The following is a 25,512-nucleotide window of genomic DNA, read 5'->3' on the forward strand; positions in this document are numbered from 1 at the left end:
AGATGCGGCTGCAGGGACGCGGTAGACAATCGCGATGTACTTCACATTCTGCTCACGCTCGGCGGGGCACGGGGTGTCGTCACGGAACATATCGCGCGTTGCCGCCGTCACTGGGCATAGCCTTGCCCGGCACGCCGATGCAGTTCAAGCCCAAAAGGTTTGCATGACCAACGGGCGATTCCATGGCAGGTGAAAATGGCCAGCATGCAGCGAACCGCAGGACGCTCACTGACACGGAGATCGCATGTTCCCACGCTTGGCCAGCTTCCTGATCCTGGGCCTGTGCAGTACTGGCGCCCTCGCTGCCGATGCCACCTATCGGCCCGCCTTCCAGCCGGACCAGCTGAAGGGGCCGCCTGCAGGGCGACCGAACGAGGTACTGGTACTGGGCACCGCCCACCTGTCCGGCCTGCCCAAGTCCTTCCAGCCCGCCTTGCTTGAACCGTTGCTGCAGCGACTGGTCGCCTGGAAGCCCGGGCTGATCGCCACCGAAGACCTGTCCGGCCTCCAGTGCGATTCCATGCGTCGCTACCCGGAACGCTATGCGGAGAGCGTGGCCACCTACTGCTTCGACACCACCGCTGCGCAGGCTGCCACCGGCCTGGACGTGCCTTCAGCGAACGCCCAGGCCGAGCGCCTGCTTGCGACCTGGCCGGACGAGCCGACGCCCGCCCAGCGTCGTCGGCTCGCCGCATTGTTCCTGGCTGCGGGCGAACGCGGCTCGGCGCAGGTGCAATGGCTGCGCCTGCCTGCGTCCGAGCGCAAAGCCGGCGATGGGCTGACGCCGGCCCTGGTCGAGATCCTCCGCAAAGGCCTGGTCCGCCGCAATGAAACCAGCCTGATCGCCGCCGTCGTTGCCGCCCGCCTCGGGCATGAACGGCTGTGGGCCGTGGACGACCACACGGCCGATTCTCCCACACCGGCGGAGGATAAGGCGGCGGCCAGTGCAGCCATCACCGGTGCCTGGAACAATACGTACTTGCGGGCGCGACGGGAGGCCGATGAACGCCTCGTGGCCAATCTGGACAAGCCCGGTGGCGTCATGGCGCTGTATCGGGATTACAACAGCCCGGCGGCAGCGATGGCAGCGTACCAGAGCGACTTCGGCGCGACGCTCGTCGAGCCGTCCTCCAAGGCGTTCGGCCGGATGTATGTCGGTTACTGGGAAACCCGCAACCTGCGCATGGTCGCCAACATCCGCGACGTGCTGGGCCTGCACCCTGGCAGCCGAATGCTGGCCATCGTCGGTGCCTCGCACAAGGGCTACTACGAGGCCTACCTCAATCAGATGCACGACGTGCAGCTGGTCAGTACGGACGCAGTACTGCGTTGACCAGGATAGGTGCCGGCCATGCGCTGGCACTATCCTGCAAGGCCCGTCTGCAGGTGCCGACATGCTGAAAGTGATCGCCGAGGATTTCATCCATCCCGATGCCGTGGATACCGTGCTTCCCCTGTACCGCGAGCTGGTCGCATGCACGCAGCGAGAGCCGCTCTGCCTCGGCTATGAACTGTTCGTCGACGACCAGAGGGACCCCGGGCATTTCGTCTTCATCGAGCAATGGCCGGACCGCGACGCACTGGATATCCATTGCGCCAGCGAGCACTTCCAGCGTCTGGTGCCTCAGATCAACGCGTTCCAGCGCGCACCGTGCCGGGTCCTGCTGATGGACGCCGCACGGGTGTAGTGCCGGAAGCGAGACGCCCGCCGACGCTGCGGCCATGCCGCCACAGCAACAGGCAGGCTGCAACCGTGCACGCCAGGCTCAGGACCAGCAGCGCGACCGCGCCTTGCTGCAGCACGGGCAACAACGCCTGCGCGTACGGGTCGCCGCGCAGCTGTTCGGCGCGCAGGCAGGTGGCCAGCGCCAGGCACCAGCCGATCAGGGCCGGAATGAACATGCGCACCGCAACCGGGTTCCAGGCATTCATGGGTTCACCTGCTTGAGTGGAGATGCGCGCAGTATTCGCGCGCGTCCTCTCACAGGCTGAGATCAGTCCTGGGCGGCATCGGCATCGTCGCCTGGAAGCCCCGACAGCTCGCCCTGCACCTGCACGTTGTTGCGCCCCAGCGCCTTGGCCCGGTAGCACTGTGCATCGGCAGCGGCCACTGCCTGGTCCACGCTCATGCCCCCCGCCAGGGGCGCGATGCCGATGCTGGCACCGACCCGCAGCCGGTGCTGATCCCATGGAATGGACAGCGCTGACAGGGTCTGCAGGAGCTCACCGCCGATCCGTGCGGCACGACGCGGCGTACACCCGGACAGGATCACCGCGAACTCGTCGCCGCCCAGCCGCGCCACCACGTCCGAATCACGCACACCATGTCGCAGCACACTGGCCACCGCCCACAGCACGGCATCGCCGGCCAGGTGGCCCCAGGTGTCGTTGACCGGCTTGAAGCGGTCCAGATCGATGTACATCAGCGAGGCGGCCTGCCCGGTGCGCTCGACGCGGGTGATCGCCTGCTGCAGGTGCACCTCGAAACCGCGGCGGTTGCTCAGTTCGGTGAGTGGATCGATCTCGGCCAGGTGGCGGGCTTCGCGCTGCCGCGCCCGCTGCTGGGTGTCGTCGCGCAGCACCCACACCGCGCCGCGCACATGGCCTTCGTCATCGCGCAGCCAGGCCCGCGTCAGATCCACCGGCACCGTTGCCGTGCCCAGGCGCAGCAGCAGGTCGGCATGCAGGTCCACCGCGTTGCTTTCCGGGTCCAGGAGTACCTGCACATCCAGCACCGAGCCGGGCGCGTACTCGGTGGTCAGCGCCAGCACGTCCTGCACCCTGTGCCCGGCCAGCGACAGCGCGCCATCACCGGCCAGGGTGCGTACCGCGGCCGCGTTGGCATAGTCGATGCGGCCGTCAAGGTTGACGCTGAGCACCAGGTCGGCCACCGCATCCAGGGTGATGCGACTGCGCTGTTCGCTCTCGAACAGGCGTTGCTCACTGCTGCGCTGGGCGGTGATGTCCTGGATCTGCGACACGAAATGCAGTGGCTGGCCATGCTCGCTGCGCACCAGCGACACTGACAGCCGCGCCCAGATGATGCGGCCGTCGCGGTCGAGATAGCGCTTTTCAAGGTGGTAATGGCTGCGCCGTCCGGCCAGCAGGTCCTGCACCAGGGCCAGGTCGGTCTGCAGGTCATCGGGATGGGTCAGGCGCTGGAAGTCGACCTGCAGCAGCTCTTCGCGCGGGTAACCCAGGATCCGGCACAGCGCATCATTGACGTCCAGCCAACGCCCCTCCAGCGACACCAGCGCCATGCCCAACGCCGCCGACGTGAATGCACCGGCGAACTTCTCCGCCGACAGCCGCGCCTCAGCCCGTGCCTGCAGGATCTCGGTGATGTCGATGGCCATGCCGACGTAGCCGATGCGTGCGCCATCGGCACCTTCCATGCGGCTGATCGACAGGCGCACCTGGCGTGGCAGGCCCTCCTTGCGCAGCAACGTCCACTGCCGCGAGTAGGTCTGCCCGTCAGCGCGAGCACTGAGCGCTTCGAACACGTCGGGAAGGTTGCCCTCGGCATCGGCCAACGGCTCCAGCCAGGCTTTCAGTTCCTCCGGATCGTGGAACGCATCGAGCCGGCGCTGGCCGACCACCTCCGCTGCGCTGTAGCCCAGCAGGCGCTCCGCACCCGTGTTGAACAGGGTGATGGTGCCATCGGTATCGGTGGCGATCACCGCTACCTCATCGGACGCATCGACCACGGCCTGCAGGCGTTGCCGGGTCTCGGCCGCGTCCTGCCTCGCCTGCTGCAGCTCGGTGACGTCAGCATGCGCGCCGGCCATCCACAGCGGCTTGCCCTGCCCATCCCATTCGAAGACCCGCCCGCGGTCCTGGATCCAGATCCACTGCCCGTTCTTGTGGCGCATGCGCAGCAGGCAGGCGTAGTTGTCGCTGCGGCCTTCGAAATGCTCATCCAGCGCCGCATCGGACAGCGCGATGTCATCGGGATGGACCAGCTTCAGGAACGTCTTCTGGCAGATGGGTTGCAGCTCTTCCAGGCGGTAGCCGACGATCTCAGCCCAGCGCGCGTTGACCCGCATCTCGCCGGTCTGCACGTTCCATTCCCAGGTTCCCGCGGCGGTACCGTCGATGATCATCGCCAGGCGGCGACGCTCTTCCGCCAGCTCCTGCAGGCGGCGCTCCAGCAGTCCATTGCCGTGGGTGCCCTGGCCCGGCATCAATCCGGTCCCCTGCCGGCACGGGCAGGCGCCGACCGCAGCGGAACGCTGCGGCCTGCAACGAAGATGGCGGGTCGTGCTGGCGTCATGGCCCTCCCCAGCAACAGCGGGGTGGCCGGACGCCTCCCCTCAAGCGCAAGTGTGCGCAATCACGGGGAAAATCGACAAGTCCCCCGCCACGAATCAAGTGTGACGGGGAACGCGGTCCTCAACTGCGCTTGGCGCGGGCGAAGGCCTCGGCCAGGGCGTTGTTGGCCGGCGGCGCGGGCGCGGCGGGACGGCTGCCATTGCCTTGGCCCCGGTTCGGCCCGCGGTTCTGGCCGCCTGCATCGCGGCGCGGACCCTGCCCATGGCCGCGCTCATCACGCTGGCCCGGGCGGCTGGTCGCTTGCCCGGGGGTATCGTCCAGGCGCCGGGTCAGGGCGATGCGCTTGCGCGCCACGTCCACCTCCAGCACCTTCACCTTGACGATATCACCGGCCTTGACCACGTCGCGCGGGTCCTTCACGAACGTATCGGAAAGCGCCGAGATGTGGATCAGGCCGTCCTGGTGCACACCGATATCGACGAAGGCACCGAAGGCCGCCACGTTGCTGACCACACCCTCGAGCACCATGCCCTCGCGCAGGTCCTTGATGTCCTCGACGCCCTCGGCGAAGCGTGCCGCCTTGAACTCGGGACGTGGGTCTCGGCCCGGCTTCTCCAGTTCCTTGAGGATGTCACGCACGGTCGGCACGCCGAAGGTGGCATCGGTGAACTGCTCGGCCTTCAGGCCGCGCAGGAAGCTGCCATCACCGATCAGCGCCTTGATCGGGCGCGCGGTGCTGGCCACGATGCGCTCGACCACCGGGTAGGCTTCCGGGTGTACCGCCGAAGCATCCAGCGGCTCATCACCGTCGGCAATGCGCAGGAAGCCCGCGCACTGTTCAAAGGTCTTCTCGCCCAGGCGCGCGACCTTCAGCAGGTCCTTGCGGCGCTTGAACGGGCCGTTCGCATCACGGTGGCGCACGATGTTCTCGGCCACCGTGGCCGACAGGCCGGACACCCGCGACAACAGTGCAGCCGAAGCGGTGTTCACGTACACGCCCACCGCGTTCACGCAGTCCTCCACGCGGGCATCCAGCGCGCGCGCCAGGCGGTACTGGTCCACATCGTGCTGGTACTGGCCGACACCGATCGCCTTGGGTTCGATCTTCACCAGTTCGGCCAGCGGGTCCTGCAGGCGGCGGGCGATCGACACCGCCCCACGTAGCGACACGTCCAGCTCCGGGAACTCCCTGGCCGCGAACTCGGACGCCGAATACACCGACGCCCCGGCCTCGCTGACCACTGCCTTCTGCAGCTTCGGGTTGGCAGCGGCCTTGATCGCTTCACCAGCCAGCTTGTCGGTTTCGCGGCTGGCGGTGCCGTTGCCGATCGCGATCAGTTCCACGTTGTGCTTGGCGCACAGCTGCTTGATCGTCTGCAGCGACTGCTCCCACTGGCGACGAGGCTCGTGCGGGTAGATGGTGTCGGTGGCGACCAGCTTGCCGGTGGCATCGACCACGGCGATCTTGCAGCCGGTGCGGATGCCCGGGTCCAGTCCGAGCACGGTCTTCGGGCCGGCGGGTGCCGCCAGCAACAGGTCCTTCAGGTTGTCGCCGAACACCGCGATGGCTTCGGCTTCGGCCTTTTCGCGGGCCTGGTTGAACAGGTCCAGCAGCAGATGGGTGTGCAGCTTGGCGCGCCAGGTCAGCCGGCACGCATCCAGCAGCCAGCGGTCGGCGGCGCGGCCCTGGTCGGCGATGCCGGCCTTGCGCGCCACGCGTCCTTCGGCGTACTGATGGCCAGCCTCGGCATCGCTGCCCGGGTCCAGTTCCAGGAGCAGGATCTCCTCGCGGCGCGCACGGAACAGTGCCAGCAAGCGATGCGACGGAATCTTCGCCAGCGCCTCGGCATGCTCGAAGTAGTCGCGGTACTTGGCGCCCTCGGTTTCCTTGCCCTCGGCGACGCGGGCACGGATCACCCCGTTCTCGCCCAGCCAGGTGCGCAGTTCACCGACCAGCGCGGCGTCTTCGCCCCAGCGCTCCATCAGGATCGCGCGCGCGCCTTCCAACGCGGCCTTGGTGTCGGCTACGCCCTTGTCGGCGTCGACGAAGGTGGCCGCGAACGTCTGCGGGTCCTGCGTCGGGTCGGCCAGCAGGCCATCGGCCAACGGCTCCAGGCCGGCCTCGCGGGCGATCTGCGCACGGGTGCGGCGCTTGGGCTTGTACGGCAGGTACAGGTCTTCCAGCCGGCTCTTGGTGTCGGCCGCCAGGATGTCATTGCGCAGCTCGTCACTGAGCTTGCCCTGCTCGCCGATGCTGGCCAGCACCGCCGCACGGCGGTCCTCCAGCTCGCGCAGGTAGGTCAGCCGGGTTTCCAGGTTGCGCAGCTGGGTGTCGTCCAGGCCACCGGTCACTTCCTTGCGGTAGCGCGCGATGAACGGAACGCTGGCGCCTTCGTCGAGCAGGCCGACTGCGGCGCGTACCTGGGCGGACTGGGCACCGATTTCGTCGGCGATGGTCTGGGCGATCTGCTGGGCGAGCGCGCTCTGGGCGTTCTTGGCGTCGTGCATTGCTTCAGGTCTGTGCCGCGTTTCGGGAAGCCCCCATTCTGGCAATCCGCGACGGAGCCGGACAAGGCATTGACAGGGGGCGAGGTTCAGCGGCGAAGCCGGATTGGACGCCGGCATCCTGGCAAAGAGCGGGCTCGGACTGGCCCGGGGCTGGGATGCCGGCGCGGGCGCGCGATGGTGGGCGCGCCCTGCCGCGTGTTGCGACGGTCAGCGGTAGTGGCGGGCGGCGCGCTGCATGACGATGTCGTCACGCATGCCTTCCAGGGCCATCAGGCGGACCTTGCCGACACCCTGCAGTTCCATGAACCGCTCCGTGTAGAACTCCGGCCCCAGCGCGGTGTCGGCGCGGGATTTGCTGAAGCCGTAGGGCACCACGCCCTTCTCGCCATCCTTGCTACCACCGACATAAAGAACGATTGCCATGTGATGTATTCCTCCAAATTGCTACTGCGTACTGCGCTCGATGAGCGATGCTGCGAGCTCATCAAGGAAGAGCTTACCGCGTCGAACCTGACTGGAACGTCACGAAGGCTAATGACGATCGGTTGCATGCAGATGACTGCGGGATCGCAGCAGAATGCTTACGGATCTTTAACTTCCGGCTAACGAATCGGTGGGGGATTCCCGCCAACGGCGCAGCCCCTCGTGGGTGGTTTGGTTGGTCGCGGAAAGCCGGTTTCCTGTGGGCTGGCCGGGAGGGTGGGTAGGCCGGGGACGCCGTGAACCCAACCCGACCGACCAGCGCGAGGGTTTTGCATTTGACAACCAGGCATCACCACCCACGAGGGGCTGCGCCGTTGGCTGGAAACTACGGCCACCAACCACGCCCGAACCGGGCGAAATGATCGGCCGCGCGTTCGAACGGATTGCGTGCACTCACCCCGCCGCACAGCAGGTACACCGGCAGGTACAGCGGCCCCAGCACCATGTACTGGTAAACGTGCGCGCGCTCGTGGTCGTCCAGCCGGATCAGCGGCTCCACGCCCCACCCCGCCTGATGCGCATAGGTCCGGCAGCAGATGCCGAGGTCATGGCCGGTATGCAGGATCACGTTGCCCAGGGTGATCGCACCGCCCGGCCCCCACGGCCAGTGATCGAACACCACGGCGCAGTCCCGCCCGCTCCATCGCAGCGTCGCGCCGCCAAGCATGCCGGCCAAGCCGCCGATCAGGCCGATCAGTGTGTTGGGCAGCGTCCATGCGGCGCCCAGCATCTGCAGCGCGCGCAGCCAGAGCGGCCAGGATCGAGCGGCGGTGTTCAATCCGCCTCGTTCGGAATCAGCAGCCACAGGATCAGGTAGATCAGAATGCCGGGGAAGGCGGCCGAGCCGATCGATACCAGCACGAACACGATCCGCACCAGGGTGGGGTTCCAGCCGAAGCGATGGGCAATGCCGCCCATCACGCCGGCAATCATGCGGTCGTTCAATGAACGCGACAGCGTCTTGGGCGTGGTGTTCACGGCGGTGTCTCCTCGGCTTGCGGGCAGAATCAGTCGAGCACGCCGCGACTCTACACCGCCTCCGTGTCTACGGCGTGCGGAGACGCAGCGCCTGCAGGCGCGCACCGAACCAGGCGGCCGCGGTCTGTTCAGGCTGCCCCGGGCACTGGATGCGGTAAGGCTTCCCGCTCATGCTGCTCTGGCTGGCGGCGCGCTCGATGAACTGCTCGGCGCTGTCCACCATGTCCTTCTTCAGCAGGTAGTCGTACTTGCGCTGCAGATGGGCGCGCGCATCGCTGCCGTCGTACCAGCTGCCATTGCGCTGGAACCGGCACTGCGAGCCGTCCAGGCTGGAGATCAGCTGGGCGATCTCCCGGCGTGCATCGGCACTGGGTGCGGCGTGGACAAGTGGTGCTGCCAGCAGTGGCGCAAGAATCAACAAAGTCCGGTACGTCATCATCCCCCCAGGTCAGTCGAGCATGGCTCGACTCTACAGGTCGCGTGCCTTCAACCAGCCATCAATCGTGGCCGGCACTTCGCGCTGGGCGCGGCCGGACACATAGATACCAATGTGGCCACCGCGGAAACTGGACTCGGTGTAGTCGTCCGTGCCCAGGCGCCCACGCATCGCGCGCGAGGCGTCCGGCGGTACCAGATGGTCCTGCTCGGCATAGATGTTCAGCACCGGCAAGGTCACCTGCGACAGATCCACGGCTTCCTCGCCGATCCGCACCGTACCGTTCACCAGGCCGTTGCCCTGGTAGAACTGCTTGATGAAGTCACGGAACGCCTCGCCCGCCAGGTCCGGCGAATCGAAGATCCATTTTTCCATGCGCAGGAAATCCTCCAGCGCCGCCTTGTCGTCGAGGATATCGAGCAGACCGACGTACTTCTGCACGTTCAGGCGGAATGGCTTGAGCATCAGGTAGCTGGCATTCATCAGGTCAGCCGGTATGTTGCCCAGCGTATCCACCAGCAGATCCACGTCCACCTGCCGCGCCCAGTGCGAGAGCATGTTGTCGGCCGTCTGGAAATCGACCGGGGTGACCATGGTGATCAGCTTGCCCAGCTTCTCCCGGCGCAGCGCGGCATAGCACAGCGCGAACACACCGCCCTGGCAGATGCCGAGCAGGTCGATCGGGCCGCCACTGCGCACGCGCAGTGCATCCACCGCACCATCGATATAGCGCAGCAGATAGTCCTCCAGCGTCTGGAAGCGCTCCGAACGATCCGGGTAGCCCCAGTCCAGCACGTACACGTCCTGCCCGAGCGCCAACAGCTTCTGCACCAGGGAGCGGTCGGCCTGCAGGTCGACCATGTACGGCCGGTTGACCAGCGCGTAGACGATCAGCAGCGGCGTGCGCCGGGTCGGCGCCTGTTCGCCGACGAAGCGGTAGAGCACCACCTTGCCGTCGCGCCACACTTCCTCGCGGGCGGTCACGCCATAGTCAACGTCTTCCACCTGCGGCAGCAGCTTCAGCCCTTCCATCAGCTTGCGCTGCATCGCCATGGTTTCCTGCATCAGGTCATCGGCGTTGAAGCCCAGCGGTCCCTTCATCGGTCACGTGCCCGTGAGGTGGTGCGAGATTCGGACTTTTTGGCAGCCGCCTTCTTTGCCGGCGCGGCCCTCTTCGCGGCCTTGCGGGCGGCTGGCTTCACCTTCGCCGGCGTCGGCTGCGCCACCGGATCGACCGCAGCGGTTCCAGCCAGCACCGCCACTTGTGTCTGCAGCCGGCGCAGGCTGCGCTCCAGCTCGGCGATGCGGCGGTGTGCGGCATCCATCTCGCTGCGGGTCGGCAGGCCGATACGTTCACTCATCTGTTCCACCTCGCGCTGCAGGCCGGCGCGCAGACGCATCTGCGCGTTGCCCAGCGAGGCGTACACCTGCTGGAACGGTTCGGACATGGCGACCTTGGCGTAGGCCTCCTCGGCCACTTCGATCCACAGGTCGAACATCGCGCGGGCGCTGGTCAGCTGGCTGCCGGGCTGCTCGTGCTCGGCCAGGCGCTGCTCGAACAGCGCGAAGGCCTCGTCCAGTGCCTGCTTGATCTGATCGACATAGGCGCGCGAATGCTGCTGGTATTCCTCCTGCGCACGCAGCAGGGCCTGCCAACGCGCCTGGTGCTCGCGGCCGGGGCCGAATGCCGGGCTCTGCAGCCACGGGCCCGCCTGCAGCTGGAACTGCTGCAGCCAGGCGGCGAACTCCGGAACCGCGGCGCCGGCGTGGGTGCTGCCACGGGCGCCCTGCAGCATCCATTGCAGCATGCCGTCGCCCTGCCCCTGCACCGCCTCGCGCCAGGCCTGGGCGACGTCGGCACTGCTGGCGTCGCGGCCGGCAAACCGTGCGGCGACCTCCTGCATGGTGCCGTACCAGCTGCCCGCCTGTTCGCGGAACCGGCGCACGGCATCTTCCGGCGCGCCGGGCGCCTGTTCGGGCAGCAATTGGCCCCACCAGTCAAACAACCGTTGCCAGCTGCCGGGGTCGTCACCGGCAGGTGCAGCGGGCGCGCCCGCATGGCGCAGAGCATCACCCCAGGCGCCGAAGTACTGCCGGGCCAGCGTCTCGAAATCGCTACTGCCGGCATCGTGGGCCGAGCTGGTCATCGCAGGCCTCCGCAGGGCTGGCTCATGGCTTGGGGATACGCAGGGTCTTGCTGATCATCAGCGACCCGGACAGGGCGAACAACAGCACCATCGGGTGCAGCTGCCACGGTCCGATCTGCCACTGGCCGAACCAGATGTTCTGGCCGATGGCATCGGTGCCCGCGGCGATCGCCAGTACGATCACCAGCACCAGGCTGGTCGGGATCGGGGTGCCCTCGAAATACGTGACCTTGCCCTCATCGCCGGTCATTGCCTCGGCTGTGACGTTGTAGCGTGCCAGGCGGCTGACGCCGCAGCAGACGAAGTAGCTCAGCACCAGCCAGTCCCAGCCACCCTGCATGCCGCAGGCATAGGCCAGCGCCGCTGGGGCCACCCCGAAGGAGATCACGTCGGACAGCGAGTCCAGCTCGCGGCCCAGGGTGGAGCTGGACTTGCGCCAGCGCGCGATGCGCCCATCAAGGGCGTCGAAGATGAAGGCCAACGGGATCAGCGCCATGCCGAACAGCAGGTAGCCACGCTCGCCGTCCTGCAGGAAGCGCATGGCGGCAAATACCGCACCGGTGCCGCAGAAAGCATTGGCCAGGGTGAACCAGTCGGCCAGCTGGAACTCGCGCAGCATCGAGAAGTGACGTTTCATGGGGACTCACGGAGCATCAAGGCCCACAGGTTACCGCGAGCGCCGTCGCTGGTGACAGCGCTGACGGGGTCCACCCTTCACCGCCCCCTCACCCGCCCTCACCGGCGGTGAATTTTTCGCCACCCATCTTGACAGCCTAGGGGGGTGGCGCCTGTCGCGGCTTATCCACAAAGTTGCCCACGCGTAATCCACACCCCCTGTGGACAACCAGATCTCACCGACTGCGACGGTGGACATTTCCTCATCACCCTGACGCGGGGTTTCCCTACTTCCCAAGCCGCGAGGTCGGCGCTATGGTCACCGGCGGGCCCGCCGCCGCCACGCCCGATTCCTGGTGACGGGCGATGATGATGCCGGATGCTTCCACCCTGGCCGCGCAGCTGCGAAGGCCCCGCCGCAGCGCCGCACTGGCGGTCAACACCCTGTGCTTGTACTTCCGCCTGCTGCTGGCGCAGCGGCGCTGAAGTGGTAGAGCCGGCCGCTGGCCGGCTGCCCCTGCCATTCCGGGGTGCCGGACGGCGGCAGGCAACTACCCAGCCTGCACCCGCCGCCAACGCGCGAAGCACAACACCTGCAGCACCAGCATGGCCAGCAACCCCAGCGGCCACGCCCACCACACGCCGGCCAGCCCGTGCTGCGCCTGCATCCACATCGCCAGCGGCAGTTCCACCAGCAGCACCGCTGCCATACCCAGCAACGCTGGCAACCATACCGTGCCGCTGCCGCGCATCACCCCGACAAGCACCGCGCTGATTCCCATCGCCAGCACGCCCCACACCACAGTGCGCAGCTGCAACGCAGCCAGCTCGCGCACGTCGGCTGCCGCCAGGATCAGCCCGGTCAGCCCGCGCGCCAGCGCCACAACCAGCACCACCACCACGCTCAGCGTCGCCAGCGCCACCAGCACACCAGTCCGGGCGATGGCCGGCAGCCGTGCTGTACGCCCGGCGCCCATCGCATGCGCCGCGAGGATGGTGGCGGTGATCCCCAACGACATTGCCGGCAACTGCACCCAGTTCATCAGCTGGTTGACCGCACCGTAGGCGGCCGTAGCGGTGTAGCCGTAACGGTTGATCCAGCCCAGCAACACGATTTCGGCGACGGCCAGGCTGAGCATCTGCAGCGAGGAGGGTATGCCGATGCGCAGCATCGATCGGATGATCGCGCCATCGAAACGAATGGCATGCAACAACTCAGGGCCCGGTGCCAGGGGATGTCCTGCCCGATGCCAACGCAACAACAGCCAGCCCAGGGCCAACAGCGAGGCAAACGCCGCCGACACCGCCGCACTGGCCGATCCCAGCCGCGGCAGGCCGGCCCAGCCCAGAATCAGCAGCGGCGTGCACAGCAGGCCCACCGCCGTGGCCAGCAGCAGCGCATGCAGTGGCGTCTTCGCATCGCCTACTGCGCGGCTCACGGCAGTGGCCAGCCACAGGAGGAAGAACGCCGGCGCCGCCAGCAGCAGCACGCGCGCGTAGACGATGGACTCACCGAGGATCGGTGCCGGTGTACCCAGTGACATCAGAAGCTGTGGTGCGAAACCGCTCCCCAGAGCCATCACCAGCACCGACAGCACAAGGATCAGCGCCACCGCACTGCCAGCCACCGCGCGCACCTGCTGCGGCCGACCCGCGCCCCAGGCGTGCCCGATCAGCACCATCGCGCCGGTCGCCAGGCCCATCACCAGGGCCAGCAGCAGGAAGAAGACCGGGAAGAACGCAGCGGCCACGGCCACCGCCTGGGTACCGAGCAGATGGCCGAGGTAGATGTTGTCCAGCGTGCCTGCGGCCAGCTGCAGCGCATTGGTCAGCAGCATCGGCAGCAGCAGGGCCAGGTAGGTGCGCCACAGAGGCGGCGCGACCAGGGGCGTGGGATGTACAGGGGAGTTCATGGGGTTCTCTGGGCAAGGCGCTGCCCTGCCCGGCGTTTCCACCAGCAAAGCAAGCACAGGGGACCGGGCCGTGGCCCGCGATCAGGTGGCGCCGCCGTTCAACGACGGCGCGATGGATCAGCCGTCAGCGCTGTCGAACGCCAGACGCAGGGCGTGGTCGCGCACATCCCTGGGCCAGGAATGCAGCACCGCTTCCAGGCCCGCACGGTCGTGCGCGAACAGCACGCGGATGGCCTCCTCGAAGCCCGGCAGGTCACCGGCGATGGTCTGCAGGAAGAGATAGGCGCGCTCGGCATCGCGACGCCGGCGGTCCTTGTCCGCACCGGCGCGGCTGGCCGCCTCCACCAGTTTTCGCAATGCCACCGAGGCGCCGCCCGGCTGCTCGGCCAGCCAGGCCCAATGGCGCGGCAGCAAGGTCACTTCACGGGCGACCACGCCCAGCTTGGGGCGGCCACGGCCACGCGGGGTCGCAGCGTCTTCGGCAGTGATTTCGGCATCCGCCTCGCCAGAGGGGGAAAACGCTTCGGTTACCCGCGCCAGCAGTTCCTCGTCACTGCCGCGCGTATCGAAATCGCGGGTGCGACCGGTGGCGTTGTCGAACACCAGCAATGGGCCGGCAGCGTTGTCGGCGCGCAGCCGCTTGAGCGCCAGTGCCGCCACTTCCGGGCTGCCGCAGGCAACGAGGCGATGGCCGTCGAAACAACTGAAGGGAGGGAGTCGGGACGCAGGCATGGCAATGGCATCAGAGGTGATGCGCGAATATTGCCCGGGTAATTTATGGCTGTCAATATTGCCCGGGTATTAATCGACCAAAAGAGCGTGCCAACCCAGATTGGCACTCCCCGGAATGGTTGGCACCTCGCCGATTCACCGGGTCACAGCCGGCTGTAGGACCAACTGACCATGCGCCCGTCCTTGTACGGCATCACGCCGTGGAACGGGCGCGGGTCGGCGTCGAACACCAGCGGCAGGAAGTTGCGGTCGCCTTCCCACATCGGCAGCGTGTCCAGCTTGTCCAGATCTACCCACTCCAGCGTACCTTCGTGGTTGCCGCCGTGCGGGGTACCTTCGAAGCTGTCGATGACGAACACGAAGCCCAGCCAGTCTTCGCCGTGCTTGCCGAAACCGGGCCAGCTGAGAGTGCCGCGCAGGCGCATGCCGGTGCAGTCGATGCCGGCTTCCTCGGCAATCTCGCGGCGCATGCTGGCCGCCACGTCCTCGTCCGCTTCGATCTTGCCACCCAGGCCGTTGTACTTGCCGAGGTGATGGTCACCGGGGCGCGTATTGCGATGGATCATCAGCACCTGGCGACGATCGGGCGACAGCACATAGCCCAGAGTGGCGACGATCGGGGTGTACGGCATGGGGCGGCATCCAGCGGCAGGTCAGCCCTGGATTATGGCCGATCAGCGCACGAGCGACAGGCGGCGCTCGGCAGGCGCACCGGCGCCATCGGGGTCACGGCGCAGCGTTGCGACGCCGTGGCCGCGCTCGGCCAGGTATTCCAGCCACTTGCCGAGGAAGGTGTTCATCCGCATGCGATGACTGATCAACTCCGCCGGCGGCGGGTACAGGCCCATGGTGTCCTGCCAGCGGCGGCCGACGTAGCAATGGGTGGTCTCGGCCTGGCGCGCGTCACGGTACAGGCGAACATAGGCCGAGGGATCCGGCTCGCCGGTGACCGGGTCGGCAATGTCGTAGGTCAGCCGCAGTTCCACCGTATAGCGGTGGCACTCGATCACGTCCAGGCGGACATCCAGGCCGTCGCCGATCGAGGAAATGTAGCTGCCCGCCGCCAGTCCCGCCGGTTCGAACAGGCGCACCAGATGGCGGTAGTTCTCCGCGTACAGGCCCATGAGCCAGCTCAGCCGGCTCAGGCGGGGAATGCGTTCGGTACGGGGCAAGGCTCGGGCCATGGGTCGATCCTACACGTTGGTGCTTCAACGTGGGGGCGCCTCAAGCCACAGCCAACCCGACGGTCGCTTTCATCGTGGTAGTGCCGGTCGCTGGCCGGCAGCCCCGCAGTGCGAAAAGGGTCAATACAGCTCGCGCTGCAGCCCCAATGTGGCCAGCACCTTGCTGGAAATCTCCTCGATCGAGGTGTGGGTGGTGCTCAGGGTCGGGATCCGCTCCATGCGGAACATGGTCTCGGCCGCGGCCACCTCCCGCTTGCAGGTGTCCAGGTTCGCGTAGCGCGAGTTCGGACGGCGCTCCTGGCGGATCTGCTGCAGGCGGTCCGGATCGATGGTCAACCCGAACAGCTTGCGCCGGTAGTTGCGCAGGCGCGGCGGCAGGCGATCGCTTTCCAGGTCTTCGTCGGTCAGCGGGTAGTTGGCCGCGCGCACTCCGTAATGCAGGGCCAGGTAGATGCAGGTGGGCGTCTTGCCGGCGCGCGACACCGCCACCAGGATCACGTCGGCATCGTCATAGTTCACTGCGATGCCGTCGTCATGGGTCAGGGCGAAGTTCATCGCGTTGATGCGGCGGTGGTACGTGTCGAAATCGACCATGCCGTGGGCCTGTCCGACCCGGGCCAGGCGCGGGCTGGCCAGTTCGCGCTCCAGCGGCTCGATGAACGGCGCGAACACATCCAGCATCAGGGCACCGCTGTCGGCCAGGATCAGACTCAGGCTCTGGTCCACGCAGGAGTTCACCACGATCGGCCGGACCTGGTACCGCTCCCCCGCCGCCTGGATCCGGGCGCAGGCTTCACGCGCTTTTTCAGGGTCGTCGACAAACGACATCCGATCGGTAATGAAGCTGAACCCGGAGAACTGGGTCAGCAGGCTATGCCCAATGGTTTCAGCGGTGATACCGGTTCCATCGGAAACGTAGAACACCGGACGGATGGTCGACATGCGCGCTTTTACCCCCTACGAAGCTTAAAAAGGCCGCCAGCACAAGCTTGTGCCGACGGTGCTCTGCCCGGCATCATATCGGCTTCTTCCTACGGACGCGGCCACTCAGCCCGCCTCGGGCGATGGCCAAACGGAGCATCGCGCTTGAACGAGAACATCCTGTGGTTGCACGAACTGCGTCTGGCCGATCTGGCCCGCGTAGGCGGCAAGAATTCGTCCCTGGGCGAGATGATCGGCAACCTGGCCGGTCTGGGCGTTTCGGTGCCGGGCGGTTATGCCACCACCGCTGAAGCCTTCAAGGACTTCATCGCGCACAACGACCTGTCCAAGCGCATCTTCGACAGGCTGGCCACGCTGGACGTCGAGGACGTCAACGCGCTGACCGCCGCCGGCAAGGAAATCCGCGGCTGGGTAATCGACGCCCCGCTGCAGCCGCAGCTGGACCAGGACATCCGCACCGCCTACGCCAAGCTGAGCGCCGAGAATGGCGGCGGCGACGTGGCCGTGGCCGTGCGTTCGTCTGCCACTGCCGAGGATCTGCCGGATGCGTCCTTCGCCGGCCAGCAGGAAACCTTCCTCAACGTGACCGGTGCCGACGACGTCGTGCACAAGGTCAAGGAAGTGTTCGCCTCGCTGTACAACGACCGCGCCATCGCCTACCGCGTGCACCACGGCTTCAAGCATGAGGACGTGTTCCTGTCCGCCGGCGTGCAGCTGATGGTGCGTTCGGGCGTCGGTTCCTCCGGCGTGCTGTTCACCCTGGACACCGAGTCCGGCTTCCGCGACGTGGTGTTCGTCACCTCCTCGTTCGGCCTGGGCGAGATGGTCGTGCAGGGCGCGGTCAATCCGGACGAATACTACGTCTACAAGCCCACCCTGCAGGCTGGCAAGCCGGCGATCCTGCGCCGCTCGCTCGGCAGCAAGGCGATCCGCATGGTGTATTCGGATGTCCCCGGTGAGCGCGTCCGTATCGAAGACACGCCGGCCGAACTGCGCACCACCTTCTCGATCAGCGACGAGGACGTGCAGGAACTGGCCAAGCAGGCGCTGGTCATCGAAAAGCACTACGGCCGCCCGATGGACATCGAGTGGGCCAAGGACGGTGTCAGCGGCAAGCTGTTCATCGTGCAGGCGCGCCCGGAAACGGTGAAGTCGCGCAGCCACGCCACCCAGATCGAGCGCTTCGCGCTGACCGAGAAGGGCGGCAAGGTGCTGGCCGAGGGCCGTGCCGTCGGCGCCAAGATCGGTTCGGGCGTGGCCCGCGTGGTGAAGACGCTGGACGACATGAACCGCGTGCAGCCCGGTGACGTGCTGATCGCCGACATGACCGATCCGGATTGGGAACCGGTGATGAAGCGCGCCTCGGCCATCGTCACCAACCGCGGTGGCCGCACCTGCCACGCCGCGATCATCGCGCGCGAGCTGGGCGTGCCGGCCGTGGTTGGTTCGGGCAACGCGACCCAGGTCATCGAAGATGGCCAGCTGGTCACCGTCAGCTGCGCTGAAGGCGATACCGGCTTCATCTACGAAGGCAAGCTCGGCTTTGAACGCACCACCACCGATCTGGGCAACATGCCGCCGGCGCCGCTGAAGATCATGATGAACGTGGCCAACCCGGAACGTGCCTTCGACTTCGGCCAGCTGCCGAACGCCGGCATCGGCCTGGCCCGCCTGGAAATGATCATCGCCAGCCACATCGGCATCCATCCGAATGCGCTGCTGGAATACGACCGCCAGGACGCCGCTACCAAGAAGAAGATCGACGAGAAGATCGCCGGCTACGGTGATCCGGTCAGCTTCTACGTCGACCGCCTGGCCGAAGGCATCGCCACCCTCACCGCCTCGGTCGCCCCGAACGCCGTGATCGTGCGCCTGTCGGACTTCAAGTCCAACGAGTACGCCAACCTGATCGGCGGCAGCAACTACGAGCCGCACGAAGAGAACCCGATGATCGGCTTCCGCGGCGCCAGCCGTTACGTCGACCCGAGCTTCTCGGCCGCCTTCGCGCTGGAGTGCAAGGCCGTGCTGCGCGTGCGCAACGAAATGGGCCTGGACAACCTGTGGGTCATGATTCCGTTCGTGCGCACCCTGGAAGAAGGCCGCAAGGTCATCGAGGTGCTGGAACAGAACGGCCTGAAGCAGGGCGAGAACGGCCTGAAGATCATCATGATGTGCGAAGTGCCGTCCAACGCACTGCTCGCCGATGAGTTCCTGGAGATCTTCGACGGCTTCTCGATCGGCTCCAACGACCTGACCCAGCTGAGCCTGGGCCTGGACCGCGACTCGTCGATCGTCGCGCACCTGTTCGACGAACGTAACCCGGCAGTGAAGAAGCTGCTGTCGATGGCGATCAAGGCAGCACGTGCCAAGGGCAAGTACGTTGGCATCTGCGGCCAGGGCCCGTCCGATCACCCGGATCTGGCCGAATGGCTGATGCAGGAAGGCATCGAGTCGGTGTCGCTGAACCCGGACACCGTGGTGGATACCTGGCTGCGCCTGGCCAAGCTGAAGGCCAACGGCTGATGCCGTGATGGGCTGACGTCGCTTTCATCGACGTCCGCCCATACTGCTGCTGCACGCAAGCCCCGCCTCTGCGGGGCTTGCTGTTTCTGGCGTCCACGCACGCCCGGCCCCACGCAGACATCGCTACGCAGCAAAGGACTTCCGCATGATCGCCGCCGCACCTCCCGCCCCCGCCCCCGCCGCAACGCCCTGGTTCCACTCGCTCAACTGGGAGCGCCTGCTGGAAACCTACGGTGTGCCGTTACTGGCCGCCATCGTGGTGCTGCTCGTGGGCCTGTGGGTGGCGCGTCGCCTGTCCAACGCGATGCCGCGCGCCACAGCGCGCATGGGCGTGGACCCGATGCTGGGCAGCTTCCTGCGCAACGTGGTGTACGCCGCATCGCTGGTGATCGTGGTGGTGCTGGCCATCGGCACGCTGGGCGTGCAGATCACCCCGTTGCTGGCCGTGCTCGGTACCGCCGGCCTGGCCGTTGGCCTTGCCCTGAAGGATTCGCTGTCCAACATCGCCTCGGGCGTGATGCTGGTGACACTGCGGCCGTTCCGCGTCGGCGACGTGGTCACCGTTGCCGGACAGACCGGCACGGTGCGCGAAGTGCGCATTTTCCAGACCGTCATCACCGGTGCCGACAACCAGCACACCACCATTCCGAACACGCTGATCACCGCCGCACCGATCATCAACCTGACGGCCGAGCCGACCCGCCGCGTCGAACTGGTGATCGGCATCGGCTACGAGGACAACATCCAGCTGGCGCGCGATACCGCGCTGGCGCTGATGAAGGCGGACCCGCGCGTGCTGCAGACGCCGGCACCGGACGTGGTGGTGTACGAGTTGGGGGCGCACGCGATCAACCTCGGCATCCGCTGCTACGTGAAGTCGGCCGACTGGTTCGGCACCAAGGTCACGCTGCTGGAGCAGCTGAAGCTGGGCTTCGACAAAGCCGGCATCAACATCCCGTATCCGCAGCAGGACATGCACCTTTACCTGCATGGCAAGGATGGCGGCGTGGTCGAGGCGGACGCGCTGGTGCGCGACAAGCCCTGATCCATGCCGGTAGTGCCGACCAACGGTCGGCACCCACCCATCGGCGATACGACATTGGAATGCCGGCCAGCGGCCGGCACTACCCCTCGCCCACTGGTAGTGCCGGCCGCTGGCCGGCAGCCTTCAGGATCAGGCCGCGACGATCTCTTCCAGCGCCGGGTAGTCGATGAAGCCCACCGCACCACCGCCAAAGAACGTCGCCCGATCCGGCGGGTTCAATTCCGCCCCCAGACGCAGACGCTCCGGCAAATCCGGGTTGGCGATGAACGGGCGGCCGAAGCCGATCAAGTCGGCCCAGCCTTCAGCCAGTGCCTGCTCGGCGCGCTCGGCGGTGTACTTGCCGGCGTAGATCAGCGTGCCCGGGTAGACCATGCGCAGCGCCTGCTTGAACGCCACCGGCATCAGCGGTGCATCGTCCCAGTCGGCCTCGGCGATATGCAGGTAACCCACGCCCAGCTCACCCAGCAGGTGCGCCGCGGCCAGATAGGTGGCCTGCGGCGTATCGTCCACCGCACCCTGCAACGTGGTCAGTGGCGCCAGGCGCACGCCGACGCGATCACCACCGACCACCGCAACCACCGCCTGCACCACCTCGCGCAGGAACCGCAGGCGGTTCTGCAACGCGCCGCCATAGCCGTCGGTGCGCTGGTTGGCCTGCGAGTCGATGAACTGGTTGATCAGGTAGCCATTGGCACCGTGCAACTCCACGCCATCGAAGCCTGCGTCCAGCGCGCTGCGTGCCGCCTGGGCGTAGTCGGCGACGATGCCGGGAATCTCGTCTTCGCGCAGCGCGCGCGGCATCGAATGCTGGATCATTTCGCCCACCCCGGCTTCGGGACCTGCCCCGGTCGGGTCGACAAACACCTTCACGCCTTCCGCCAACAACGCCGACGACGACACCGGCGCGGCGCCACCCGGCTGCAGCGCCACGTGCGAGACCCGGCCGACATGCCACAGCTGGGCGTAGATGCGACCACCGGCAGCGTGCACCGCATCGGTCACCCGACGCCAGCCCTGCACCTGTTCCGGGCTGTGGATGCCCGGGGTCCAGGCATAGCCCTGGCCCTGCGGGCTGATCTGGGTGCCCTCGCTGACGATCAGGCCGGCACTGGCGCGTTGGGCGTAGTAGGCGGCCATGTCCGCGGTGGCGACGTTGCCGTCGGCGGCACGCGAGCGGGTCATCGGCGGCATCACGATGCGGTTGGGCAGGGTCAAGGCGCCCAAGCGGTGGGGAGTGAACAACATGGCGGCGATCTCTTGCGGGGGGACTGCCGCAAAGGATGGGGATGCCAACTGCCAGGCAACAGGCATGCACTGGCAAAACAGTTGTTCCCCGAAGGCAAGGATGGCCAGCCGGGGGGCAGAGCCCCTTCCTGCGGAACGGGATCCGGCCCCGCGCGCAACCGGGGTCGGATCCCTTTGCACCGCAAAGGGCTCCGACCCCGAAGCCGGTTACAGCGTGGGTTCGATCAGCACGCCGCCATGCGCCACGCGGTCATAGCAGGCGCGCACCACATCTTCCCCATACTTCAACTCCAGCCGGCGCACGATGAAGTGACCACGCGCCATGTCCTGGTAGTAGTCGGTGAACATGGTGTTCAGCGTTGCACCCGCGGCGGCACCAACGATCGGCACCGCCTGCGCGGCGAACTTCTCGGTAACGACCACGCCGAAGCGCGCCGCCACCTTCTCCACCATCTTCGCCAGCAGCTTGCCGGCTTCCTTCGGCGCCACGCCCAGCGTCAGGTCGCGGCCGGTCACCACCCGCCCGGCCAGCTCGGCCGACAGGTGGCGCATCACATCGGTGGTGAAGCCGCGGGCCAGGTAATAGCCCGTCTCGCTGGCGTCATCACGCGGCGAGTTGCCGCCCAGCGCGAACACTTCCAGGCACGCCTGGCGGGTGCTGAACTCGGACAGGTCAAACCCCTCGCTGCGGGCGACGTCGGCCACCGCACGCATCATGATCGTGGTCGACACCGGCAACTCGATGAGCAGGGCGGCAAAGCCGAAGGCACCGCCGACCGCACCGGAGGTGGCTGCCGCCAATTTGTGCCAGCGGGTCGACGCTCCCTTGCCGGGCGAGTTGTCCATGCTCCACAGGGCTGCCTGCGCCGACTTGGACAGTGCCGCCTGCACCGCACCGTGGATGCGGTTGGAGACCGAACTGGGCAGCGCCTTCACCGCGAACTCCAGCGGCGTACCGACCAGGTTCGCCATGCGCGCGGTCAGGGTCGGCGCTTCCAGCAGCGCCACCGCGCGCTGCAGGTCGGACCAGTCGCGGGCGTCATGGGCGATGTCGCGGGGAAGCAGGATGGGCTCGTTCATGGCGCCGATCTTAGCGCCCGGAAGTTGAACGGTTCGTCGTGGGTCACGTCAGAAGGGGCGGATCCGGCGCCTTGCCGGCCAGCGGCCGGCACTACCCGTGGGCGTGTCACCCGGCGGCGTCGTTCAGGCAGCCGGCAGGCCCGACAGCGCGCCCATGAACTGACGGTAGTGGCGCAGCTCGGCGATCGAATCGTGCACATCGCTCAACGCGGTATGGTTGCTGTTCTTGCCGACGCCGGCGGCCACGCTCGGCGCCCAGCGCTTGGCCAGTTCCTTCACCGTGGACACGTCCAGGTTGCGGTAGTGGAAGTACTTCTCCAGCCTCGGCATCTGGCGGTGCAGGAAGCGGCGATCCTGGCAGATCGAGTTGCCGCACATCGGCGAAAGACCGGCCGGAATCCACTGCGCCAGGAAGTTCACCGTCTGCGCTTCGGCCTGGCCCAGGGTGGTGGTGCTGTCCACCACGCGCTGCCACAGGCCGGAACGACGGTGCTGGTTGCGGTTCCACTCATCCATCGCTTCCAGCGTTTCCAGCGGATGGTGGATGGCAAACTCGGGGCCTTCAGCCAGCACATTGAGCTGGGCATCGGTGACCACGGTGGCGATCTCGATGATCGAATCGTTGTCGGTATCCAACCCGGTCATCTCCAGGTCGATCCAGATCAGTCGCTCGTTGGCCGCGCCGGTGTCCGCCATTGTGTCGCCTCGTTGCTGGGCAGGCGCGCGGCCTACCGGTGAAGGAAAGAGGCGCCCATCATACCCGTTCGCCCCTCAGCCCTCGCCCGCATGGTCTTCCAGCAGCAACGGCGGCTTGCCGCGCTTGGCGCGGAAATAATTGGTCAGGCGCATGCTGGCCTCCTTGGCCAGCACCCCACCGTGGATTTCCACCCGGTGATTGTGCCGGGCATCACCCAGCAGGTCGAACACGCTGCCGCAGGCGCCGGTCTTGGGGTCGCTGGCGCCGTAGACCAAGCGGGCGACGCGTGCATGCACGATGGCCATCGCGCACATCGCGCAGGGTTCGAGGGTCACGTACAGGGTGCTGCCGAGCAGCCGATGATTGGCCAGCCGCGTGCCGCCGGCGCGCATGGCCACGATCTCGGCATGCGCACTGGGATCGTGCGAGGCGATGTTGAGGTTCCAGCCCTCGCCCAGCAGCTGGCCATCGGCGCCCACCAGTACCGCGCCGACCGGAATCTCGTCGAACTCGCGCTGCGCACGCTCGGCCAGCGCCAGCGCATGGCGCATCCAGTGTTCATCGGCGTCGTGCACCGGTACACCCAGGGCATCGGTCATGGCGGTTCTCGCGTGTCTGCAGGGCCAGGACGGCCGCCGGGGCCGCATTGTACGCCCGCGGCCGTGCAGGCGGCGCGCGTACAGGCGGTGCCATTGCGCGCGACCGGCGGTCCAAGCAGCGAGCGCGCTGAAGCCAGGCTGCAGGCCTCATACTGGGCCCTTCCGCAAGCACCTTGGTGAACCCATGACCACCCTTCGCCCCTCGCGCGCCGACGACGGCGCCGCCCTCGTCGACCTCTGGCGCCGCGCCGTCGACGCCACCCACGACTTCCTCAGCGCCGAAGACCGGCAGGCCATCGATGCCGAAGTCGCCAGCTTCCTGCCGCAGGCGCCGATGACCGTTGCGGTCGATGCACAGGATCGGCCACTGGGCTTCATGCTGATCGACGGCACGCACATGGAAGCGCTGTTCATCGATCCGGACGTGCGCGGCACTGGTATCGGCCGGCAACTGCTGCAGCACGCGCTGGCCCGGCATCCGCAGCTGAGTACCGACGTCAATGAGCAGAACGCACAGGCCGTTGGCTTCTACCTGCGCATGGGCTTCGTCGAAACCGGCCGCTCACCGCTAGATTCGCAGGGCCGTCCGTATCCTCTGATCCATCTCCGGCACGACGGCTGACATTGGACGGATATTCGAGGCCCGCCCCCGATCATCAGGCCGTGGCTTCGAATGCCGGTGAGTACTGCACCTCTCCCTGCGCCATCGACGGCCTCAGGTGCAGCGCCTGGAAGTACTCTGGCGGCACACCCGGTAGCACCAGGCCGGGCTCGGCGCGGAATCCGAATCGACCGTAGTACGCGGGTTCTCCCAGCAATACGCAGCCCTGCGCCCCCTGCTCACGCAGTGCATCAAGCGCCGCATGCATCAGCGCCGCGCCGACACCCTGCCCCTGCCATCCGGGCAGCACCGAGATTGGTCCCAGGCCAAACCAGCCCGTACTGCCATCGCTGATCGTCACCGGCGACAAGGCAACATGCCCGACGACCTGCCCGTCCTTCTCGGCGACCAGCGAGAGACTCAGCTCTCCACGCGAACGCAGTGCATCCACAATAAACTGCTCGGTGTGGCTGCTGTGCGGGGCTTCGCGGAAGGCTGCCTCGGTGAGTGCGTGGATGACAGCGCGGTCTTCGCGGATTTCAGGGCGGATCGTGCAGTTCAAGGAGGGCGCCTTCAATGAAGTGATGGACATGTGAATGATTGATTTCAGTCACGGATTCAGCCGCAGACCTGCCTCCGGCAGCAATGCCAACGTGATGATCGCGAGCCTTGTGCGGCAAGCGATCCGCCCGGGCAATGCTTCCCCGGGGCGTCAAAAATCCGTCTCCAAGGGTGGCACAGCGCTCCCGGCACGTTCCATAATCGAGATACCTGCCACCCAGGAAGGATAGATGGACATGGACGCACGATGCAGGCTCGCGCCATGGGTGTAGCTCGCCCCGAACCCAGGGGGCGGCCGCTCCTGGCATTGCTCGCCCTCGTCCCGCTGGCGGCATGTTCGCCCTACGCCGACGCCGAGCGTGACGTCGCCGCGGGTGGACGCGGCCTGGCCAAACTCAACCCGGCGCCGAAGCAGGCCTACGAACTGGTGCTGACACTGAAGGACGCGCCGGGCCCGTTCGCGATCGTGGAGGGCGTGGCCCAGTACGACGTCAGTAACTACGAAGACTGCGGGCGGATCATATGGTCCACCGGTACGGCAAGCCGCATTACCAGCCAGGAACCGGTGGAACTGCGCAGGGTTGGCGAGAACGAATACCGCGGTACGTTCTACCTCGACCGCATGCAGGATCAGGACTATTACGATCGCGGTACGTGCCACTGGACGCTGACCGGTGTTGGCGCGATGTTGCGTGCGACGAACGGCGAAGCCGATACGCGATTCCTGACCTACGTCAATAAAGAGCGCATGGACGCAGGATCGCCGCTGACTCTCTACTACCCGAAGACTGCCTATCCCCGCGCCGAGCTTGCTGCCAACTTCCCTGCCAGCGGTAAAGAAGATCCGTCAGCCTACAGGGAGGATCTACGCAATGCGCTGTTCTCATCTACCACCACTGTGCAGAAGCTTGTGCCATGAACTGCCAGTGTCACATTTACACCTACCCCCAA

At 66.8% G+C, this 25,512-nt stretch carries 26 protein-coding genes; 6 read left to right on the forward strand and 20 right to left on the reverse strand.

Annotated features, from left to right (window positions below):
- Nucleotides 1-244 precede the first annotated feature (244 nt).
- Both ACS0OT_RS12125 and ACS0OT_RS12130 read left to right on the forward strand, forming a co-directional pair.
- Nucleotides 245-1,333, forward strand: a complete 1,089-nt coding sequence (locus tag ACS0OT_RS12125; RefSeq protein WP_139727279.1) for a DUF5694 domain-containing protein — start codon at nucleotides 245-247, stop codon at nucleotides 1,331-1,333.
- Nucleotides 1,334-1,394: 61 nt separating this feature from the next.
- On the forward strand, nucleotides 1,395-1,688 hold the full coding sequence (locus ACS0OT_RS12130; RefSeq protein ID WP_139727281.1) for a putative quinol monooxygenase: 294 nt from the start codon (nucleotides 1,395-1,397) through the stop codon (nucleotides 1,686-1,688).
- On the opposite strand, the gene ACS0OT_RS12135 is transcribed toward ACS0OT_RS12130, so the two are convergent.
- The 15 genes from ACS0OT_RS12135 to ppsR all read right to left on the reverse strand — a co-directional run bounded on the left by ACS0OT_RS12135 (nucleotide 1,630) and on the right by ppsR (nucleotide 16,210).
- Nucleotides 1,630-1,932: a hypothetical protein gene (locus ACS0OT_RS12135; protein ID WP_032954271.1), complete on the reverse strand. Its 303-nt coding sequence runs from the start codon at nucleotides 1,930-1,932 to the stop codon at nucleotides 1,630-1,632. The genes ACS0OT_RS12130 and ACS0OT_RS12135 overlap by 59 nt on opposite strands.
- A 62-nt stretch (nucleotides 1,933-1,994) precedes the next feature.
- The gene (locus tag ACS0OT_RS12140; protein ID WP_065178518.1) at nucleotides 1,995-4,184 is read right to left on the reverse strand and encodes a PAS domain S-box protein; all 2,190 of its coding nucleotides are present in this window, start codon (nucleotides 4,182-4,184) and stop codon (nucleotides 1,995-1,997) included.
- 208 nt (nucleotides 4,185-4,392) lie between these two features.
- A complete protein-coding gene (locus ACS0OT_RS12145; protein WP_164093401.1) occupies nucleotides 4,393-6,780 on the reverse strand; it encodes a Tex family protein in 2,388 nt (795 codons plus the stop codon).
- A 207-nt stretch (nucleotides 6,781-6,987) separates the two neighbouring features.
- Nucleotides 6,988-7,203 carry a hypothetical protein gene (locus ACS0OT_RS12150; protein WP_005417149.1) on the reverse strand — a complete coding sequence of 72 codons (216 nt, stop codon included), beginning with the start codon at nucleotides 7,201-7,203 and terminating at the stop codon, nucleotides 6,988-6,990.
- Nucleotides 7,204-7,588: 385 nt separating this feature from the next.
- Nucleotides 7,589-7,993: a hypothetical protein gene (locus tag ACS0OT_RS12155; RefSeq protein WP_088123871.1), complete on the reverse strand. Its 405-nt coding sequence runs from the start codon at nucleotides 7,991-7,993 to the stop codon at nucleotides 7,589-7,591.
- 44 nt (nucleotides 7,994-8,037) lie between these two features.
- Nucleotides 8,038-8,196 (reverse strand): PspC domain-containing protein, encoded by a 159-nt coding sequence (locus tag ACS0OT_RS12160; RefSeq protein ID WP_194430536.1) that lies wholly within the window; start codon nucleotides 8,194-8,196, stop codon nucleotides 8,038-8,040.
- Nucleotides 8,197-8,308: 112 nt separating this feature from the next.
- The gene (locus tag ACS0OT_RS12165) at nucleotides 8,309-8,677 is read right to left on the reverse strand and encodes a YfeK family protein (RefSeq protein WP_139727283.1); all 369 of its coding nucleotides are present in this window, start codon (nucleotides 8,675-8,677) and stop codon (nucleotides 8,309-8,311) included.
- A gap of 33 nt (nucleotides 8,678-8,710) precedes the next feature.
- On the reverse strand, nucleotides 8,711-9,778 hold the full coding sequence (phaC, locus tag ACS0OT_RS12170) for a class III poly(R)-hydroxyalkanoic acid synthase subunit PhaC (protein ID WP_065196101.1): 1,068 nt from the start codon (nucleotides 9,776-9,778) through the stop codon (nucleotides 8,711-8,713).
- Complete coding sequence (phaE, locus tag ACS0OT_RS12175) at nucleotides 9,775-10,824, reverse strand: class III poly(R)-hydroxyalkanoic acid synthase subunit PhaE (protein WP_139727285.1); 1,050 nt, start codon at nucleotides 10,822-10,824, stop codon at nucleotides 9,775-9,777. The genes phaC and phaE overlap by 4 nt, the downstream gene beginning before the upstream one ends.
- A gap of 22 nt (nucleotides 10,825-10,846) precedes the next feature.
- Complete coding sequence (locus ACS0OT_RS12180) at nucleotides 10,847-11,461, reverse strand: CDP-alcohol phosphatidyltransferase family protein (RefSeq protein WP_019660264.1); 615 nt, start codon at nucleotides 11,459-11,461, stop codon at nucleotides 10,847-10,849.
- A 529-nt stretch (nucleotides 11,462-11,990) separates the two neighbouring features.
- Nucleotides 11,991-13,352, reverse strand: a complete 1,362-nt coding sequence (locus tag ACS0OT_RS12185; RefSeq protein WP_065178522.1) for an MATE family efflux transporter — start codon at nucleotides 13,350-13,352, stop codon at nucleotides 11,991-11,993.
- Between the two features lie 117 nt (nucleotides 13,353-13,469).
- Nucleotides 13,470-14,084, reverse strand: coding sequence for a DUF2239 family protein (locus ACS0OT_RS12190; protein WP_032954272.1), 615 nt, complete (start codon nucleotides 14,082-14,084; stop codon nucleotides 13,470-13,472).
- Between the two features lie 143 nt (nucleotides 14,085-14,227).
- The gene (locus tag ACS0OT_RS12195; protein WP_005417168.1) at nucleotides 14,228-14,716 is read right to left on the reverse strand and encodes an NUDIX hydrolase; all 489 of its coding nucleotides are present in this window, start codon (nucleotides 14,714-14,716) and stop codon (nucleotides 14,228-14,230) included.
- Nucleotides 14,717-14,758: 42 nt separating this feature from the next.
- Nucleotides 14,759-15,268 (reverse strand): DUF1249 domain-containing protein, encoded by a 510-nt coding sequence (locus tag ACS0OT_RS12200; protein WP_032954273.1) that lies wholly within the window; start codon nucleotides 15,266-15,268, stop codon nucleotides 14,759-14,761.
- A 120-nt stretch (nucleotides 15,269-15,388) separates the two neighbouring features.
- The gene (ppsR, locus tag ACS0OT_RS12205) at nucleotides 15,389-16,210 is read right to left on the reverse strand and encodes a posphoenolpyruvate synthetase regulatory kinase/phosphorylase PpsR (RefSeq protein ID WP_005417170.1); all 822 of its coding nucleotides are present in this window, start codon (nucleotides 16,208-16,210) and stop codon (nucleotides 15,389-15,391) included.
- A 144-nt stretch (nucleotides 16,211-16,354) separates the two neighbouring features.
- Between ppsR and ppsA the strand changes: the two genes are divergently transcribed.
- Together ppsA and ACS0OT_RS12215 are read left to right on the forward strand one after the other, a co-directional pair.
- Nucleotides 16,355-18,733 (forward strand): phosphoenolpyruvate synthase, encoded by a 2,379-nt coding sequence (gene ppsA / locus ACS0OT_RS12210; protein ID WP_005417171.1) that lies wholly within the window; start codon nucleotides 16,355-16,357, stop codon nucleotides 18,731-18,733.
- 145 nt (nucleotides 18,734-18,878) lie between these two features.
- Complete coding sequence (locus ACS0OT_RS12215) at nucleotides 18,879-19,778, forward strand: mechanosensitive ion channel family protein (protein WP_154351034.1); 900 nt, start codon at nucleotides 18,879-18,881, stop codon at nucleotides 19,776-19,778.
- Nucleotides 19,779-19,907: 129 nt separating this feature from the next.
- Here the strand turns inward: ACS0OT_RS12215 and ACS0OT_RS12220 are convergent, their stop codons facing one another.
- The 4 genes from ACS0OT_RS12220 to tadA form a co-directional block, all read right to left on the reverse strand.
- Entirely contained in the window at nucleotides 19,908-21,023 is a 1,116-nt protein-coding gene (locus ACS0OT_RS12220; protein ID WP_442255830.1) for an alkene reductase, read from the reverse strand.
- A gap of 207 nt (nucleotides 21,024-21,230) precedes the next feature.
- Nucleotides 21,231-22,103 (reverse strand): EcsC family protein, encoded by an 873-nt coding sequence (locus ACS0OT_RS12225; RefSeq protein ID WP_005417175.1) that lies wholly within the window; start codon nucleotides 22,101-22,103, stop codon nucleotides 21,231-21,233.
- 123 nt (nucleotides 22,104-22,226) lie between these two features.
- A complete protein-coding gene (orn, locus tag ACS0OT_RS12230) occupies nucleotides 22,227-22,799 on the reverse strand; it encodes an oligoribonuclease (RefSeq protein ID WP_053499815.1) in 573 nt (190 codons plus the stop codon).
- A gap of 75 nt (nucleotides 22,800-22,874) precedes the next feature.
- Entirely contained in the window at nucleotides 22,875-23,399 is a 525-nt protein-coding gene (tadA, locus tag ACS0OT_RS12235) for a tRNA adenosine(34) deaminase TadA (protein ID WP_005417177.1), read from the reverse strand.
- Nucleotides 23,400-23,583: 184 nt separating this feature from the next.
- On the opposite strand from tadA, the gene ACS0OT_RS12240 reads away from it, so the two are divergent.
- Nucleotides 23,584-24,021, forward strand: a complete 438-nt coding sequence (locus tag ACS0OT_RS12240; protein WP_065186149.1) for an acetyltransferase — start codon at nucleotides 23,584-23,586, stop codon at nucleotides 24,019-24,021.
- Between the two features lie 34 nt (nucleotides 24,022-24,055).
- Here the strand turns inward: ACS0OT_RS12240 and ACS0OT_RS12245 are convergent, their stop codons facing one another.
- The gene (locus ACS0OT_RS12245; RefSeq protein WP_005417179.1) at nucleotides 24,056-24,562 is read right to left on the reverse strand and encodes a GNAT family N-acetyltransferase; all 507 of its coding nucleotides are present in this window, start codon (nucleotides 24,560-24,562) and stop codon (nucleotides 24,056-24,058) included.
- A gap of 246 nt (nucleotides 24,563-24,808) precedes the next feature.
- Here ACS0OT_RS12245 and ACS0OT_RS12250 point away from each other — a divergent pair, with 246 nt between their 5' ends.
- Nucleotides 24,809-25,480, forward strand: a complete 672-nt coding sequence (locus tag ACS0OT_RS12250) for a hypothetical protein (RefSeq protein WP_164093640.1) — start codon at nucleotides 24,809-24,811, stop codon at nucleotides 25,478-25,480.
- Nucleotides 25,481-25,512: the final 32 nt, after the last annotated feature.

Source organism: Stenotrophomonas maltophilia group sp. RY12688, from assembly GCF_052149045.1.
GTDB lineage: Bacteria > Pseudomonadota > Gammaproteobacteria > Xanthomonadales > Xanthomonadaceae > Stenotrophomonas > Stenotrophomonas sepilia.

Coding starts and splice junctions, on each gene's coding strand:
- ACS0OT_RS12155 (WP_088123871.1), bottom strand. CDS start 7,993: ATGCTGGGCGCCGCATGGACGCTGCCCAACACACTGATCGGCCTGATC.
- ACS0OT_RS12200 (WP_032954273.1), bottom strand. CDS start 15,268: ATGGCCCGAGCCTTGCCCCGTACCGAACGCATTCCCCGCCTGAGCCGG.
- ACS0OT_RS12145 (WP_164093401.1), bottom strand. CDS start 6,780: ATGCACGACGCCAAGAACGCCCAGAGCGCGCTCGCCCAGCAGATCGCC.
- ppsR (WP_005417170.1), bottom strand. CDS start 16,210: ATGTCGACCATCCGTCCGGTGTTCTACGTTTCCGATGGAACCGGTATC.
- ACS0OT_RS12190 (WP_032954272.1), bottom strand. CDS start 14,084: ATGCCTGCGTCCCGACTCCCTCCCTTCAGTTGTTTCGACGGCCATCGC.
- ACS0OT_RS12180 (WP_019660264.1), bottom strand. CDS start 11,461: ATGAAACGTCACTTCTCGATGCTGCGCGAGTTCCAGCTGGCCGACTGG.
- ACS0OT_RS12140 (WP_065178518.1), bottom strand. CDS start 4,184: ATGCCGGGCCAGGGCACCCACGGCAATGGACTGCTGGAGCGCCGCCTG.
- phaE (WP_139727285.1), bottom strand. CDS start 10,824: ATGACCAGCTCGGCCCACGATGCCGGCAGTAGCGATTTCGAGACGCTG.
- ACS0OT_RS12240 (WP_065186149.1), top strand. CDS start 23,584: ATGACCACCCTTCGCCCCTCGCGCGCCGACGACGGCGCCGCCCTCGTC.
- ACS0OT_RS12130 (WP_139727281.1), top strand. CDS start 1,395: ATGCTGAAAGTGATCGCCGAGGATTTCATCCATCCCGATGCCGTGGAT.
- ACS0OT_RS12225 (WP_005417175.1), bottom strand. CDS start 22,103: ATGAACGAGCCCATCCTGCTTCCCCGCGACATCGCCCATGACGCCCGC.
- ACS0OT_RS12215 (WP_154351034.1), top strand. CDS start 18,879: ATGATCGCCGCCGCACCTCCCGCCCCCGCCCCCGCCGCAACGCCCTGG.
- ACS0OT_RS12150 (WP_005417149.1), bottom strand. CDS start 7,203: ATGGCAATCGTTCTTTATGTCGGTGGTAGCAAGGATGGCGAGAAGGGC.
- orn (WP_053499815.1), bottom strand. CDS start 22,799: ATGGCGGACACCGGCGCGGCCAACGAGCGACTGATCTGGATCGACCTG.
- ACS0OT_RS12160 (WP_194430536.1), bottom strand. CDS start 8,196: ATGATTGCCGGCGTGATGGGCGGCATTGCCCATCGCTTCGGCTGGAAC.
- phaC (WP_065196101.1), bottom strand. CDS start 9,778: ATGAAGGGACCGCTGGGCTTCAACGCCGATGACCTGATGCAGGAAACC.
- ACS0OT_RS12195 (WP_005417168.1), bottom strand. CDS start 14,716: ATGCCGTACACCCCGATCGTCGCCACTCTGGGCTATGTGCTGTCGCCC.
- tadA (WP_005417177.1), bottom strand. CDS start 23,399: ATGACCGATGCCCTGGGTGTACCGGTGCACGACGCCGATGAACACTGG.
- ACS0OT_RS12125 (WP_139727279.1), top strand. CDS start 245: ATGTTCCCACGCTTGGCCAGCTTCCTGATCCTGGGCCTGTGCAGTACT.
- ACS0OT_RS12135 (WP_032954271.1), bottom strand. CDS start 1,932: ATGAATGCCTGGAACCCGGTTGCGGTGCGCATGTTCATTCCGGCCCTG.
- ACS0OT_RS12165 (WP_139727283.1), bottom strand. CDS start 8,677: ATGACGTACCGGACTTTGTTGATTCTTGCGCCACTGCTGGCAGCACCA.
- ACS0OT_RS12220 (WP_442255830.1), bottom strand. CDS start 21,023: ATGTTGTTCACTCCCCACCGCTTGGGCGCCTTGACCCTGCCCAACCGC.
- ACS0OT_RS12185 (WP_065178522.1), bottom strand. CDS start 13,352: ATGAACTCCCCTGTACATCCCACGCCCCTGGTCGCGCCGCCTCTGTGG.
- ACS0OT_RS12250 (WP_164093640.1), top strand. CDS start 24,809: ATGCAGGCTCGCGCCATGGGTGTAGCTCGCCCCGAACCCAGGGGGCGG.